At 42.1% G+C, this 14,307-nt stretch carries 14 protein-coding genes and 4 pseudogenes; 15 read left to right on the top strand and 3 right to left on the bottom strand.

The genetic code is table 11. The annotated features are described in order from the left end of the window. Positions 1–129: 129 nt before the first annotated feature. From vxrA to AC3CH3_RS22645, 5 genes are read left to right on the top strand one after another with little or no spacing between them, the layout of a single operon-like run. On the top strand, positions 130–1,602 hold the full coding sequence (gene vxrA / locus AC3CH3_RS22665) for a sensor histidine kinase VxrA (RefSeq protein WP_017065947.1): 1,473 nt from the start codon (positions 130–132) through the stop codon (positions 1,600–1,602). Next, positions 1,577–2,236 carry a response regulator transcription factor VxrB gene (gene vxrB / locus AC3CH3_RS22660; RefSeq protein WP_017060099.1) on the top strand — a complete coding sequence of 220 codons (660 nt, stop codon included), beginning with the start codon at positions 1,577–1,579 and terminating at the stop codon, positions 2,234–2,236. Before vxrA ends, vxrB begins: the two co-directional genes overlap by 26 nt. Continuing rightward, on the top strand, positions 2,236–3,123 hold the full coding sequence (locus AC3CH3_RS22655) for a DUF2861 family protein (RefSeq protein ID WP_488538517.1): 888 nt from the start codon (positions 2,236–2,238) through the stop codon (positions 3,121–3,123). The genes vxrB and AC3CH3_RS22655 overlap by 1 nt, the downstream gene beginning before the upstream one ends. A 50-nt stretch (positions 3,124–3,173) precedes the next feature. Further along, a complete protein-coding gene (locus AC3CH3_RS22650; protein ID WP_488538516.1) occupies positions 3,174–4,322 on the top strand; it encodes a conjugal transfer protein TraF in 1,149 nt (382 codons plus the stop codon). Positions 4,323–4,363: 41 nt separating this feature from the next. Beyond that, positions 4,364–4,516 (top strand): YoaH family protein, encoded by a 153-nt coding sequence (locus AC3CH3_RS22645; protein WP_004731009.1) that lies wholly within the window; start codon positions 4,364–4,366, stop codon positions 4,514–4,516. A gap of 795 nt (positions 4,517–5,311) precedes the next feature. Here AC3CH3_RS22645 and AC3CH3_RS22640 read toward each other — a convergent pair. Then, positions 5,312–6,619 (bottom strand): annotated as a pseudogene (locus AC3CH3_RS22640) (GGDEF domain-containing protein). A 391-nt stretch (positions 6,620–7,010) separates the two neighbouring features. Between AC3CH3_RS22640 and AC3CH3_RS22635 the strand changes: the two are divergent. The 8 genes and pseudogenes from AC3CH3_RS22635 to AC3CH3_RS22600 all read left to right on the top strand — a co-directional run. Beyond that, positions 7,011–7,202 (top strand): annotated as a pseudogene (locus AC3CH3_RS22635) (hypothetical protein); the annotation flags it as partial. Further along, positions 7,199–7,396 (top strand): hypothetical protein, encoded by a 198-nt coding sequence (locus AC3CH3_RS22630; RefSeq protein ID WP_488539090.1) that lies wholly within the window; start codon positions 7,199–7,201, stop codon positions 7,394–7,396. The pseudogene AC3CH3_RS22635 and the gene AC3CH3_RS22630, both read left to right, overlap by 4 nt. Before the next feature lie 372 nt (positions 7,397–7,768). After that, positions 7,769–8,419, top strand: coding sequence for a hypothetical protein (locus AC3CH3_RS22625; RefSeq protein ID WP_488538515.1), 651 nt, complete (start codon positions 7,769–7,771; stop codon positions 8,417–8,419). A 93-nt stretch (positions 8,420–8,512) separates the two neighbouring features. Next, on the top strand, positions 8,513–9,226 hold the full coding sequence (locus tag AC3CH3_RS22620; protein ID WP_488538514.1) for a hypothetical protein: 714 nt from the start codon (positions 8,513–8,515) through the stop codon (positions 9,224–9,226). A 60-nt stretch (positions 9,227–9,286) separates the two neighbouring features. Continuing rightward, positions 9,287–9,544: a type II toxin-antitoxin system Phd/YefM family antitoxin gene (locus AC3CH3_RS22615; protein ID WP_016787072.1), complete on the top strand. Its 258-nt coding sequence runs from the start codon at positions 9,287–9,289 to the stop codon at positions 9,542–9,544. Further along, the gene (locus AC3CH3_RS22610; RefSeq protein ID WP_017093597.1) at positions 9,532–9,834 is read left to right on the top strand and encodes a type II toxin-antitoxin system RelE/ParE family toxin; all 303 of its coding nucleotides are present in this window, start codon (positions 9,532–9,534) and stop codon (positions 9,832–9,834) included. Before AC3CH3_RS22615 ends, AC3CH3_RS22610 begins: the two co-directional genes overlap by 13 nt. A gap of 787 nt (positions 9,835–10,621) precedes the next feature. Continuing rightward, a pseudogene (locus AC3CH3_RS22605) lies at positions 10,622–10,855 on the top strand (single-stranded DNA-binding protein); the annotation flags it as partial. Positions 10,856–10,869: 14 nt separating this feature from the next. Next, positions 10,870–11,271 (top strand): hypothetical protein, encoded by a 402-nt coding sequence (locus AC3CH3_RS22600; RefSeq protein ID WP_488538513.1) that lies wholly within the window; start codon positions 10,870–10,872, stop codon positions 11,269–11,271. Positions 11,272–11,527: 256 nt separating this feature from the next. Here AC3CH3_RS22600 and yciH read toward each other — a convergent pair whose 3' ends face one another. Together yciH and AC3CH3_RS22590 are read right to left on the bottom strand one after the other, a co-directional pair. After that, positions 11,528–11,839 (bottom strand): stress response translation initiation inhibitor YciH, encoded by a 312-nt coding sequence (gene yciH, locus AC3CH3_RS22595; RefSeq protein WP_008221404.1) that lies wholly within the window; start codon positions 11,837–11,839, stop codon positions 11,528–11,530. Positions 11,840–11,842: 3 nt separating this feature from the next. After that, on the bottom strand, positions 11,843–12,211 hold the full coding sequence (locus AC3CH3_RS22590) for a DUF3319 domain-containing protein (protein WP_048660165.1): 369 nt from the start codon (positions 12,209–12,211) through the stop codon (positions 11,843–11,845). A 100-nt stretch (positions 12,212–12,311) separates the two neighbouring features. On the opposite strand from AC3CH3_RS22590, the pseudogene AC3CH3_RS22585 reads away from it, so the two are divergent. After that, a pseudogene (locus tag AC3CH3_RS22585) lies at positions 12,312–12,797 on the top strand (tyrosine-type recombinase/integrase); the annotation flags it as partial. A 102-nt stretch (positions 12,798–12,899) separates the two neighbouring features. Then, positions 12,900–14,054: an IS110 family RNA-guided transposase gene (locus AC3CH3_RS22580; protein WP_102461521.1), complete on the top strand. Its 1,155-nt coding sequence runs from the start codon at positions 12,900–12,902 to the stop codon at positions 14,052–14,054. The last annotated feature ends 253 nt before the right edge of the window (positions 14,055–14,307 follow it).

Raw genomic sequence — 14,307 nt, 5'->3', positions numbered from 1 at the left:
TACTAGTACGTATGTACAATGTGGCCGTAATATATTGGCCTTTATCTCTGTAGCTCGCCATTCTCACTGTTTTTCATGCGGTTAAAAATTTATCTTTGATAGCGAATGGTATATATTTGGTTGATCTATATGAATTTGCGTTGGTTTGTGATCATCAAAAGAACATTTACTCTTCTTATCGCTACGTTGTCTGTGTCTGCAAACGCATTTGCTGACTCTTTACCTGAGCGTATCGATAATTTCACCAAACTCTTTGATCATGAAACGGCAATCGAATCTTACGATATTCGAGTGCTACAGGCTGATTACCCAACACGTTTGATCATGCCGTCTTCTATGCTGCCACAAACAGCAGAGTACCCGTTAAAAGACATTCAGCGCTTATACCAGTTATCAAAAACCTGTAGCGGTAAACTGCCGTTAAGCCCTTTGATTACTGAGCCTTTAGTTTTTACTCGTGCAATGTGTAAAGGCACCAAGCTTTCTGACCGTTGGTTTAGCCGTAGTGGTTTGATTCACCCTGGCGGCGGTTCTTATGCGGCACGATACGTTGAGAAGTACCCAGAAAAATTCGACTCTCTGAAGCGCTTTATGCATATTCAAGAGCGACCAAACACCGAACACGATGAACTACTGTCTCGCTTGCAACAAATGGATAGCGAAGCAATCACCGCGCTGTTAGCGGGTGCGAGTATGTTTGTTGAGCTTGATGAGATGTGGGTAAAACGCGGCGACAGATATTACCTGTATAAAAAATCAGTCTGGAACGAAAATGCCACGCTTGCTGGGTTATCGTTTAGCTTGTCTTCAGAAGGTAAAAGCTGTTTTGTCCAGCGTGGTAATGTGTGTTGGGAAATAGAAGATCATTCAGAGCTTCTGCAAGTCGCCATGTTTATCTTGGTTATTGCCAACATCATGCTTGTCTTAGGTTGGGCGATTTACCGCTGGAACAGCAAGAAACAAGAGATGAAGAGTCGCATGCTGGTTCTTCAAATCCTAACGCACGAATTAAGAACGCCGATTGCGAGTTTGTCATTGACGGTGGAAGGGTTCAGGCGTGAGTTCGAACACTTACCAGAATCGGTATATGATGAGTTCCGTAGACTGTGTGAAGATACACGCCGTTTAAGACAGTTGGCGGAAGCAAGTAAAGATTACCTGCAATCAGATAACCAACCGCTCGCAACAGAGTGGGTGCCAAGTGTTGAAGAGTGGCTCCAATACAAAGTTGAAGAAGACTTTGCGCCGGGGATTGAACTGCGTGTAAACAAAGATATAGCTGCAAAAGTGAACGTATATTGGTTAGGAACGTGCATCGATAACCTAATCAGAAATGCCGTGAAATACGGTGTGGCTCCAGTAATTCTAGAACTGAATACTTCTGACAAGAAGCTGACATTCAAAGTTATAGATAATGGAGACTTGTCTCGCAAAGATTGGGGGCAACTAAGAAAGCCATTCGTAAGCAAGAGTGGACTCGGTTTAGGTCTGACGATAGTGGAATCTATGGTCGGAAAAATGGGCGGTCACATGACGCTTATTGGCCCCCCAACAACATTTATTTTGGAGATACCTTGTGAAACAGACATTGCTTCTCGTTGAAGATGACAAAAATTTAGCTGACGGTTTATTAGTTAGCCTTGAGCAAGCTGGATATGAATGTTTGCATGCAGAACTGATCTCTGAAGTTGAAGGCTATTGGGAACAAGCGGATCTAGTGATTCTAGACCGTCAACTTCCTGATGGTGACTCAGTAGATTCACTTCCAGGTTGGAAGAAAAAGAAAGATATCCCTGTTATTTTGCTAACGGCTCTCGTGACAGTAAAAGACAAAGTAGCGGGCCTAGATTCAGGTGCAAACGACTACTTAACAAAGCCATTCGCAGAGGCTGAGCTGTTTGCTCGAATTCGAGCTCAACTTCGACTGCCAGACTCTGAAGAACAAGATGCATCAAAAGTGATCGCTCAGAATCTTGTTATCGATAAAGCGACACGTGAAGTGTTTTTCAATGAACAAGAAGTAACGTTAACGCGCACTGAATTTGACCTTCTACTGTTCTTGGCAAGTAACCTTGGACGTGTGTTTACACGTGATGAACTGCTTGACCATGTATGGGGTTACAACCATTTCCCAACAACACGTACGGTAGACACGCACGTTCTGCAACTAAGACAGAAACTGCCGGGTCTAGAAATTGAAACGCTGCGTGGCGTTGGTTACAAGATGAAAGCGTAATGAGAATAGCCTTACTTCCACTATTAATGTTTTCTTGCGTAGCGGATACCGCGCAAGCAACGGATTGGTTTAAGAGCAGCGATGCTCTGACTCAAGTTCATAAACATCTGCTAGATAATGATTTACCTCAGATGTTTGATTCATTAGTGGAAGTTTGGCAAATCAACTCTTCTCAATCACGAGAAGATCACCTCAATGAACTGTTCGATCAAGCATTGAACAAAGATTGTGGTAAAACGCTCACCAGAAAAACACTCCCAGATTGGATCAGTTCCATAGTCGTCAAAAGACACATCATTCAAAGCCCTGGCCGAGATACCTTTCGTGTATCGATTAATGTCGAATCCGAAAACAACATTCAAGACATTACCTTCGAGAAGTGGGTCGATAAGATCGTTTCTTCGGACAGTGAGTTAACCAAAGACAGTGAAGTGGTTAACAATGCATCGGTGAGTCTATACCGCAAGCGTTACAATTTAGCCTCTCAACTTGAATCCGGTTTATATCGTTTAAGCGTAAAAGATGATGGCGGAAAGTCTTGGAGCACTTGGATTGTTTTGGGTGAAGTTGCCATGCGTCAACAAGTTCGCTGGGCATCAAAAGACACGTGGCGAATCGATAAAAAAGAACTACTCAATCCTTATTGTCCACTTCCTAAGCTCGAAATCGGTTTGTACGATTACGTTGATGAACACTATGAACAGGTGTGGGGCAAGAGCTACGAATCTGATTATCCAATGAACCTCACTGGCGAAGAACTTCCCAATGATCGCTATGTTTTGGCGGTTTCAATGGTACATTCACGCTGGCAAGGTGACATAGCGATAGAACAAGCACAAACTATCAGTAAAACTTATGATATTTCTAGCGAAGAAGAGTTAAAGTAATTTAAAATTGTGCCGTTAACTATGTAAGGGATCTAACAAAGATAAACGGCATGAAAAAAACTACAAAACTACTCGCAGCGTCAATTGCATTCGCCAGTCTTCCTCTTTCAGCAGCAAACTACGCCATTGAAGCGCGTGGTGATGCGATGGGTGGCGTTGGTGTTGTTTCAGCAAACTTCCTAACAGCTCCATTCTATAACCCAGCACTTGTTGCGATTTATCGTCGTAATGATGACATGGGAATGATCACGCCAAGTTTCGGCGGTACCTATAATGACCCTAACGACATGAAATCGAATATCGATAGTGTCGTTGATGCGTCAAACACCGCAGACTTAGATGCAGCGCTTAACAAACTTGATGGAAACCAAGCTAATGTAGAATTGGGTGGTGTTGTCGCGTTTGCTCTTCCTAATCAGTTTGTCGCGGCAAACCTTTTCGCTAAAGCTTATACAGAATCATTTGCGACTCCTAACGTTTACACGACAGGTTCAGATGAAGACAAAGTAGAATTGTCTACTGTTGAAGCGGTTTCAATAGGCGTAGCAGAAGTTGGCCTTTCTTTAGCAAAATACCAAACCTTTATGGGTCAACACATCTCATTTGGTATCACACCTAAGATCCAACGCATTTATACGTATAACTATGTTGCGTCGGTTAATGATTACGATTTGTCCGACGTTAGAGAAAACAGCGATGGCGACACTGCATTCAACATGGATGCCGGTGCACTTTGGTTCTTCGGCCCGTTCCGAGTAGGTGTTGCAGCAACTAACTTGATCTCTAGAGATATCGAAACAAAAGACACAACAAGAACACTTACCAGCAGCACAAGTAGTGCGACACACCAAGTTGGTGGTAAATACACTTACCAACTAGAGCCGGTATACACAGTGGGTGCAGGTATCGTTTCTGATTACTTTACGTTGAGTGTTGATTACGACCTAAACGAGACAGAGAAGTTTACTTCGTTCGAGGACAACGAACAGATGATTCGTGTTGGTACCGAAGTCGATCTTCTACGTCAGCTTAAGTTAAGGGGAGGGTACTACAAGAACCTGGCTTACTCTGATTTAGAAGGAACAGTCACAGCCGGTATTGGTATCTCGCCACTCAACTTGTTCCAGTTAGATCTAAGTGCGAACTACACAAACGAAAATGCAATGGGTGCTTCAATCAATTTCCTTGCTAGTTACTAACAGTCCTTATATAGTTCTGCTCCTAAATAAAGGAGTAGAACATGCTAAACGACTTACCAACCCTTTCTCACGAAGAACAACAGAAAGCTGTTGAACGAATTCAAGAAATGATGACTCAGGGCATCAGCACAGCACAAGCTATCAAAATCGTTGCTGAGCAAATTCGTGAAGAAATGAGTAATAAAGAAGAGTAGGGCATCAGCCCTTCTTTTTTAACACCTTAATGCACTATAACTAAATATATTACCCCTCTAGTAGATTATCTCGTACATACCCACTCTTTAGTTACCCTAAATTCCGACCTAATCAAAACTCTTAAATCTAGCTTATTCAGTAAGTTACAGCGGAGTAATCCACTTTGTAAGCTTTTCTCGGTTTCTATTTGTAATTAAATTACAGTAAGATCTGAAAGTAAAACAATTGCCATTTTAGGTGTCAGTATTTATGTCACCATGCCTAAGTGGTTCAATATATGGCGTTTTTTAAGGCTAGTGACGTTGTGACTTCTGTTTTTAGCGGATACGAGTGTATGAATGTTCACAAGCAGACAAATGAGGATTTCATCTAAAAACAGTGCGAGATAAGTAGCGACGGTAATGTTCAAAACCGATACCGCGAGTGACCGAGCACTGGTTAGAGCAAGCTTTACTCGCCAATACGTGACTGCAGAACAAGTGCTAAGGAAGCTTAGAGGCGTAAGGAAGAGCTGTTTATAGAGCGATTCAGGAACGATACGTATCAACCTGAGAATGCTATTGATGGCGTTATTACAGATGGTGTTATAGCAGATGGCGAGAGCGCGCTTATAGGTATACGAATCGATTAGAATTCTGATGAGCCAACAAAGCTTATGATGGGCTTGTCTAGTTAGCGCTTAAGAATCTAACGGCCGCTTAAGTGGAGAGTCGATATCGACAAGGTATTAACTGCGTGTTGATTGAGTAGTGGCCGAGAGTTGAATGTGGAGCTGCAGTCCAGTCTAGCGAGCCTTAATAAAACGTAGCGACTTGGTTTCGTCCGTTGTCTTTAGCTTGGTAGAGCGCTTTGTCTGTACGCTTGATGGCAGCACGTATCGATTCATGCTCCTTAAGCTGCGTTACTCCGGTCGAAGCCGTGACTTTAAGCGCTTTAGGCCAAGGGCTTTGCTCCATTGCTAGGTAAAAATTATCGATTGATTCATTACACTGTAGCGCAGTTTGTTCGAGACAAACGAGTAGAAACTCCTCACCACCCCAGCGATAAAGCACGTACTGCTCACCAAGGCTCTTGTTCGCCGTTGCGACAAACTGAATAAGTACTTTGTCACCCACTTCGTGGCCATGTTGATCGTTGATCTGCTTAAAATGGTCTAAATCAAACAACGCGATGTGAATCGTTTTTCCTTGTTGCGCCAACCATTCGAAATCATAGAAGGTATCTAAAGCTTCGGTTCGGTTTCTACATCCGGTCAACGGATCGGTTGTGGCCTTTACCTTTAGCTCTTCAATTTCTTGGGTTAAATGGCGTTGTTGCTGTGCTGAACGCGTTTTGTTTCGTTGTGCAATATGTAAAGCACAAGCGACATAGTAGATCGCGTATACCACCCATAGTCCAACCAATAGCTCACCTAGCAAAGCCTTGCTGATGATTTTACCGTGGAACACAATACTCGAGATGTTAAGTGAATGATGCCCAGCAAGCGTGCTGGCACCAAGCCCGAGTTCAACAGATACCGCGTTCGTAATGTCTACAGCGCTATCAGAAACAGGGCGGTTATAATGATCAATCCGCCAGAAAGGAACATTGAAGTAGTCTAAGTCGATGTGGTTTTTATCTGGTAATGAGAAGTCTAAGCGATTGAACTTGTTCGACATAGCATCGCCTTTCACGCTGTAATTCTTGTCGTAATTACGAATGTAGAAGCGAAACCTTGGGTCTTCTTGGCCTTGGTAATCCATATTAATGGTGACCGAATCGAACGTAGAGAGATCGAGCCCTTTACCTTGTGTCGATATAACGAACTCAATTTCACAGAATGGCAAGCTATAGGTTCGTTCAAAGTCACACTGTAACTCAATTCCATCTTATGACCTTTGTAACAAGCCAACGGTGCCACCATCGTGGTCTCTGTCTGTGTTAACGCGTGTAGGGTATTTGTCTGGTGTAATAACGAGGCTCTTATTCATGAGCGTATTAAAAGAGATCAACGACACTAGCGTGATTGCTAGGCAAAAAATCGAAAGGAATATGTTGAGTTTTCGGAATGCTTTGTCGCTCATGATACTAACCCGTACACGTGATTCGAATGTAATGCGCAATGCCTTAGAGTTGGCGCAATCGGAGATTAAAGTATTAGCATTGATAAAATTGCTATACCCAAAACTGATCCAGAATTGACGTTTATACAGGAAAGCGCACCATTAGACCAAATTCAAGTTTAAAAATTGAACGCAGACTCTTGATTCTGAATGTTATTTGCTCAATAAGTACGGTTTTTACGGGGGTTATAATTTAACTGTGTATTTATACAGTTAAATTTAAAGTGGCTCGGTTTGTGTAATCAGAGCTGTGTGTGCGAGCTTTATGGCTTGCTGTGATAACGAGGCACGAGGCCACTGTTTACTGTTCATCAATTAAAGCGGAGGGCAGTTATGTTGCAGTGTCACTTTTTGGAACTCGTTTTATCGAAACACTTTGTTGTCTATGAGAGCGTTCGTACCATTCATTTTGTCTTTTAATCCCATTTACGCGCCCTATGTTGAGCAAGGCTTTAACGCGTTGCAGAACATCCCTAACTCTTATTGGTTTATAGTCGGTGCTGTTTTGGTCGACACGCTAGGCATGTGCGTTATTGTGCGTTATCTCCTCGAGTTTTATGTCTCGCGATGGAAGGGGAAATGATGGACTTTATCGACACACTGATTATTGCATCCATGACAGGCGGAGTCTCAAGCCTTGGCACGATTGCGGCTTTGAAAACGGACATCAACTGGATAAAGCGAGTGCAGCAAGACCAAGAGCAACGGATACGAAAACTGGAGATACCTAATGAAAGGACACAAGTGCAAGGGTCGACGACCAAACGGCCAACTTAAGAAAGGTCACACGCTCAAGAACGGGCGCGTGGTGCTGGCGAACACCACACGAAAACGTTACAAGAAACGCCGATAAATCACACGAATCAAAAGAGCCTCTTTGTTATAAAAGTGGCTCTTTTTGCATGTCGTCTATAAGAGACTGAGCTGTAAGCATCTAGTTTTACATCCAATGATTTAAATCACTGTTATAATTAGAGTTTATGGTTATAATTTATCCCCATAAAGCAAACTAGGAAGAAATCTATCACATTGATAGTGAAATATTGTCCTAATAAGTCATTAAACGGACGACGTAGCGGTTGAATTGCGTTTACGTTGTTTAACTAGGCGTTACATGATTTTTTGGTAAAATATATAAAAAGGTCAATCATGAAGCTTGCAGTAAATGTCGCTTATAAATTTGTTAATTTTGGCTGTGTTCAGCGTGACCTCGATGAAAATCGTTTGTGGGACTATGTTATATACCCTAGTACTTTCTATTTTGATAATGTCACTAACCTACAAGAGAAGTCTGTTTTAGAGGCTTTTAAAGAATATCCAGAACATTATCCCCATATAGCCAATGGTTTTTGTGTCGGGAATAATCTCAATTTCATCACAAACGAAAACTACAATGATGATGACGAAATCATGATGCAGTTTGTCGATATGCAAATTTATGCGTTAACCCGCTTTCTGAGTCCTAGTAGAGATTCAGCTAATATTTTAATCAATTTTGAAGAGTATGTTTATAAATTACCTCAAATAAAAGACCAAACACTGAAGCTCGATGATAATGAACTAAGGCGGATTAGTGAGCTTCATTATAATGTAGTCCCAATATTTCATGATATACAAAATCGTTTTCATCGGTATGGTTGGAAAGATGGGCGGCCAGCGACATCATTAGCTTTGATCGCTGATGATACTTATGAGGATTTTGGTTTTGAGGCTCATGTCATAATGCAAAAATTTAGTGGAATGTTAAAATTACCTGAAGGCGAACTCTTCAATAAATTGAATCGTGTTCCCTTGAGGTAAGCGCTTAAGACAGACTTTTTAACCAGTTTTTACGGAGCAATTTTTATCAGGTTGGTGTCGCTCACTACTTAAGCCTGCATTTAGGGAGAATACATGGATTCATTGTACAATGATTGGTTCTCAACTGGAGCAGCAATAGCCGTTTTAGTTGGTCTGTTGCCTTTCTTGAGATTTTTTCATGAGCTGGTTTCATCTCACAAGCAGTTCAAAGTGAAGAACTTAGAGTTGTTGTTCCATAGTTTTGAAAAGGAAGTTAACCCTGCAACGAGGTTGGTCGTCGAACAACAGTTTCGGTTACTCTTTAAGTATGAAGCCAACTATGATGCAATTTGTGTTTTGCTGTTAAGTCAAAAGCCAACTAGTACGGTCGAATTGTATAAAGATGGTGGTCAGTACTTGGTTTGTGAAGAAGGAAAGTTTCGCTTCAAAGAGCAATATGTTGATGAAACAAAGCGATTGCGAGAGTACTTTTATAGACCACTAAAAAACTTCACCTTGTATATGGTGTCAGCCTTACCCGCCGCTTTTTTATGTGTGGCACTCATCTCACTAGTCACGACGACAGAACTCTTTGAATTAACGATTGGTCTTCCTAATTTGGCTTGGTATTTAATATTAGTAGCTTTCGCTGGACTGTTTATGAGAGTGGCTTACCATAGGATCACAGATACACACAGCATCAAGTACGCGGATGAACTTTTACTGCATTATGAAAGCGCTCACGTTAAAAGGGTTGAGCTAACATTCTGGAAGAATATAAGTAAAATGATTGAGTATGATGTAATACGCGGTGTTTTTATGCGCTAAACTTGTAAGATTAAGAGTGATACAATAGTATCACTTTAATCTTCAGTTGGAGTTATTCTCATGAAAGTCGAGCTCGTTACTTCCCTTAAGCGTCAAGCGACTAAAATCCTCGCCGACCTACACGACACCAAAGAGCCCGTGTTGATCACCGAGCATGGCAAACCTTCTGCATATTTGGTTGACGTCGATGACTATCAGTTTATGCAAAACCGCTTGGCTATCCTCGAAGGGATCGCACGTGGTGAGCGTGCCATTTCTGAAGGCAAGGCGCTGAGTCATGACGAAGCCAAAGACAAGATGTCAAAATGGCTGAAGTGATTTGGAGTGAGCCCGCGTTATCTGACCTTAACGATATCGCAGAATACATTGCTCTTGAAAATTTGGTCGCAGCCAAACAACTCGTTCAAAACGTCTTCGACAAAGTTGAACGCCTCGTCGATTTTCCTGAGTCTGGGCGTCTGCCTCCTGAGCTCGATCACCTCAATTATCGCGAAGTCGTAGTGAATCCATGCCGGGTTTTCTACAAGCAAGAAGGTGACAAAGTGTACATCTTGTTTGTCATGCGCGCTGAGCGAGATTTACGTCGATTTTTGCTGAGTAAACAGTAAAGCGTTTTTGCCACCTCTGGTAGGCTGATGGTCTACGCAGACGAGGGTTCGACATGGTGAAAAAGAAAAAAGCACTTCATTCTCAACGTCCCACCAAACCAGTGCCTTCATGGACTGAGGCCAAATTGGTCACCATTCGACGACACCGTATTGAGGGTGAATTGAGCTTCGGCGTATCGACTATCTTTCGGCAGCAAATCTTACATAATTATGAGCGCGTTTGGAACAAAGTCTTGTCTAAGAAGCGTACCAACAAGCGATTTCTGATCTGCTAGAGCAGGGCAACGTCGTGTTAAGAGTCGAAGACTAAATAGCTTTATAGATTATCAGTCAAAACTATTGAGGATTAGTTAGGTTAAGTTTGGTCGCACATTCAGGCGTGAGGTCAAAGTGTATCTAAATCCATTCCAATGATGATCTAGGGGCAAGTAACCACTAGAGTGAATGTTTGTGAGTTTCGGTAAAGTGACTTAACCCATGTGAACATGTCTGTTCGTGACATTGCGTAGATCTGAAGAACACAGAGTAATCCAATAATCTAACCAACAAGCACAAACTTAGAGCGAGCTGTAAGTTGGGTTTAAAAAACTCAGCATGAAAACTTACAGACGAGCTCGTGTGAGAAAACTTAACTGGTTTAGTGGATAGCCCAAAACAGAATTCAACGTGTGTAGCCAACAAGAAACACGGTGGCGTGTGTAAAATCTGAAAAAGAAACGACAGCAATGCCCACAAGGTTTACACACAGCGCGCTGAATCATGAGTACAAAACAGATGTAAGCAGACCACAAGAACATTACCAGGCAAAGATGGTAAACAAGCTAGAACGATAAGAGAACAAATCGGATATGCATATCTAGGTGGTAAGTTCCCAGTCGAAATGAAGCTATCATTACAAGACGACCAATCTGCATATAAATCAGGAAACTACAAACTTGATAGCTCAAGCTTTACCGTGAATAACTTCGGTGGACTGGAATTAAAGCGCTTCGGCATTAAGCTCGTGAGGTCGATGAAATAATGGAAGATCAAGTCATGAAATCTGATGAACTCCAAGAAGTCATTAACTGGTTACACAACGATGTAGATAAAGCCGTTGATGATGCCAATGATGTAGTTGCCAAGCGTCAGTACAAAAAAGTCTTCGACAGCTTGGAGTTATTAAAAAAAATGCTGCTCATGAGTGAGTCCAACCATAACTATGTAAAAATGCTTGGCTATCGAGATGACACAGACCAAGTTCAATGTATGGTGTCGAATGTTGTTGGCTTAAACTTCCAAGAAGTGAATGAACTTGCTGATGAGATATTCTTAGTTGGTGACTGGTTCATGTCAGTTACAAGCGTTGATAAAGATGAAAACCACAACGTAAAAATCTATGGGCCATATGAGACAGATCAGAAAGCAATGGAACATGCTCTAAAACCTTGTCAGTAACAACGTTCAGAATCTCTGTATGAGCCCAGAAAGCCCCTCAAAAACAAACTAGCCTAAGTGCGTATTATGTACGTTATGTTAAATAAGTCGGGTTTGATGTTTATAAGGCAGGACTCTTTGTGTGATGCCCTGCCTTTATTTGGTGTCGATATTCTCTGAATTATACTGTGTATTTAACCATATTGCCTATTTACCATAAAATACCTAATATCCAGTGATAATAATCTTCGATTTTAACCCTGGTATTAGTTAGAGATTAGCCGCCAGCAAATTTAACTTTGTAGCCTTTCTTTTCAAGGTGCGCTTTGATCTTGTCGCGCGCGTCACCTTGAATTTCGATGTTACCATCTTTTACTGAGCCGCCGCAGCCGCACACTTTTTTGAGTTCTGCTGCCATTAGTTTTAACGGTGCGTCATCTAGGTCTAAGCCAGTTACGACAGAAACGCCTTTGCCTTTACGGCCTTTGGTTTCTTTTTGGATTCGAACGATACCATCGCCTTTAGGACGTTGGACTTTCTCTTCTTCAGGTTTAATACGACCTGTTTCTGTTGAATATACTAGGCTCATAAATTACTTCTTTTGTTGCTCTGCTTTTTGTTTTGCGAGTAAGTAAGCTTCTATATGACGCTGGATTGCAATCTTGCCGCCTTTGATTAAGCGACCGTTAAACATGCAATACCACGCATTAGGCTCACCGGTGTCATTCTTGATTTGGTAGCCGTTGAAGTTTTCAGTCGAGCCACCAGTTCCTCTCGACTTATTTAATGACGTGAATTCTTTTGGATCAATAATAGACGCGGTTTCAATCCACCAATCAATACTCTTTTTTACGGCAGCTAGGTTGCCCTGAATAACGTTGTTTTTTAATTTAGCACGCCAAACTGTGTTATTAGCATCTATCGATTGAAGATGGACGCTTCGGTAAATTGAATTAGCCATATCTATTAATCATCTTTTTGTTTTCACTACATTAATCATAAGTATACTTATAATGATATCAAGCATAATATGGTAAAAAAACCTGTTGAGGTACGGTAATTTGAGAAAAAAAGTTCCTATTTTAACCGACTCTGTGATAATTAATTCATTTGTTGAAAAATTAAAAAGGCACGCGACAATTGAAATTATAGATGAATTGACAGGATTTCAATACTCTCACAATTCACTGTTGGGTATCTATAGTGATTGGAATCGCTATCATGCATTCTGTACCAAACATCGTATTAACACACTTCCCGCTTCTATAACCGCTGTGCGTCGATTTCTTGAGATGGAGTCCAACGATAGAAAATACGCATCCTTGAAACGTTACACTGCAACGCTTAGTATGTTACATACTGTGTTGAGCTTTGCTAACCCGATCAAGCATAGGCAAGTTCGCTTTACCCTGCTCCACTTACAATCTCAAATGGCCGGTGACGCCAAACAAACCAACGCTATGACATCTGTGCATCTCACTGATTTAAATACGTTACTCTCCCATGATAAAGCAAACTTGAAAGAGATCAGAGACATCGCTATTTATAGACATAATGACCCCCACGAGGTGCTAGCCTCCAATTTCGTGGGTTAGCGTAAAGCCAGAGCCATAATTAGTGTGTTCAAACAACTAAATTTGGAGGCTAGCATGAATAACGATAGCATAATTTTCATTGGCTTAGATACGCATAAGTCATTTATCCAAGTCGCCGTCTTGCAAGAGCAACGCGGGGCTACACCTGAACATTTGGGACGGATAAAGTCTAACAAGTCCGCCCTCATTAAACTCACACAACAACTGCAATCTAAATATCCAAAAGCCACCCTCCATTTTGTCTACGAGGCTGGGCCATGTGGATACTGGACATACCGATTGCTCACCAGCCTTGGCCACTGCTGCTGTGTCATCGCTCCTTCCCTTATTCCAAAGAAATCAGGGGATAGAGTCAAAACAGATAAGAGGGATGCTGCAAAACTTGCCAAGCTTTTTAAGGCTGAAGAGCTTACGCCTATTTATGTGCCTGAATCTGAAGACGAGGCGATAAGAGATTTATCAAGGGCTCGAGAAACCGCGATGAAAGATCTTAAAGATGCAAAATTCCAACTCAAAGGCTTTCTTCTACGTAATAATGTACAAGCGACGGTGAATGATAACTGGTCTAAAAAGCATCTACGGTGGCTAACCGACCTCATTCTTCCCCATCACAGCCAACAGATTGTATTGCAAGAAATGATCATCACCATCAGTGAGCGGATGCAAAGATTACAACGGTTAGATAACGAGTTATTACACCAAGTCAAAAACTGGCGTTACTACCCTGTTGTCAAAGCCATTCAAGCTATGCGGGGGGTGCGACTCCTTGTTGCTCTCGGCACCATTGCCGAGCTCGGCGACCTACGTCGCTTCGACCATCCCAGAAAACTTATGGCTTATGTTGGCCTCGTACCGACTGAAAGCTCCAGTGGCGGTAAAACGAAGCGAGGGAGCCTCACCAAATGCGGAAACAGTCGAGCACGACGGTTGCTTATTGAGGGCGCACATACTTATAAGCACAAAGCTAATATCTCCGTCGAACTGCAACTGCGACAAGAAGGACTGCCCAAAGAAATTGTCGATATTGCTTGGCATGCTCAGCAACGATTATGTCGCCGCTATCAACGATTACTACAAAAAGGCAAACATCGAAACGTTGTCGTCGCCGCTATCGCAAGAGAAATGATCGCGTATATCTGGGCTATCGCAAGAGAGGTGGTCGTTAGCGCAGTCGAACCAAAAACACGGATTGCAAGGCTGCCTGTATGAGAAAAGAATTAGTGTTAACGCATTGGATAGAGCATCGGGTGTGGCACAAACACCGACGGCGTTAGGATGGCAATAAAGCTCGCGCTTTATTGAACCACGAGCATAGACTGAAGACAGGTGCCACGACGAAATAAGTAAGGTAGGCGCTGCTCATCTCGCGATGAGTAATCCACGTATATCAGCATGAGAACCGACGAAATTACTTGCTTCATCTATGCGTTAACACTATCTCAAAATAAACAAAAGGCTCTGA

It is taken from the genome of Vibrio sp. QJM3NY_35, from assembly GCF_057785915.1.
Note: the sequence above shows the minus strand (reverse complement) of the source record. Positions and strands in the feature narration are given on the sequence as shown.

Coding starts and splice junctions, on each gene's coding strand:
- AC3CH3_RS22615 (WP_016787072.1), top strand. CDS start 9,287: ATGAAAGTCGAGCTCGTTACTTCCCTTAAGCGTCAAGCGACTAAAATC.
- AC3CH3_RS22590 (WP_048660165.1), bottom strand. CDS start 12,211: ATGGCTAATTCAATTTACCGAAGCGTCCATCTTCAATCGATAGATGCT.
- yciH (WP_008221404.1), bottom strand. CDS start 11,839: ATGAGCCTAGTATATTCAACAGAAACAGGTCGTATTAAACCTGAAGAA.
- AC3CH3_RS22610 (WP_017093597.1), top strand. CDS start 9,532: ATGGCTGAAGTGATTTGGAGTGAGCCCGCGTTATCTGACCTTAACGAT.
- AC3CH3_RS22650 (WP_488538516.1), top strand. CDS start 3,174: ATGAAAAAAACTACAAAACTACTCGCAGCGTCAATTGCATTCGCCAGT.
- AC3CH3_RS22625 (WP_488538515.1), top strand. CDS start 7,769: ATGAAGCTTGCAGTAAATGTCGCTTATAAATTTGTTAATTTTGGCTGT.
- vxrA (WP_017065947.1), top strand. CDS start 130: ATGAATTTGCGTTGGTTTGTGATCATCAAAAGAACATTTACTCTTCTT.
- AC3CH3_RS22580 (WP_102461521.1), top strand. CDS start 12,900: ATGAATAACGATAGCATAATTTTCATTGGCTTAGATACGCATAAGTCA.
- AC3CH3_RS22630 (WP_488539090.1), top strand. CDS start 7,199: ATGATGGACTTTATCGACACACTGATTATTGCATCCATGACAGGCGGA.
- AC3CH3_RS22655 (WP_488538517.1), top strand. CDS start 2,236: ATGAGAATAGCCTTACTTCCACTATTAATGTTTTCTTGCGTAGCGGAT.
- AC3CH3_RS22600 (WP_488538513.1), top strand. CDS start 10,870: ATGAAATCTGATGAACTCCAAGAAGTCATTAACTGGTTACACAACGAT.
- AC3CH3_RS22645 (WP_004731009.1), top strand. CDS start 4,364: ATGCTAAACGACTTACCAACCCTTTCTCACGAAGAACAACAGAAAGCT.
- AC3CH3_RS22620 (WP_488538514.1), top strand. CDS start 8,513: ATGGATTCATTGTACAATGATTGGTTCTCAACTGGAGCAGCAATAGCC.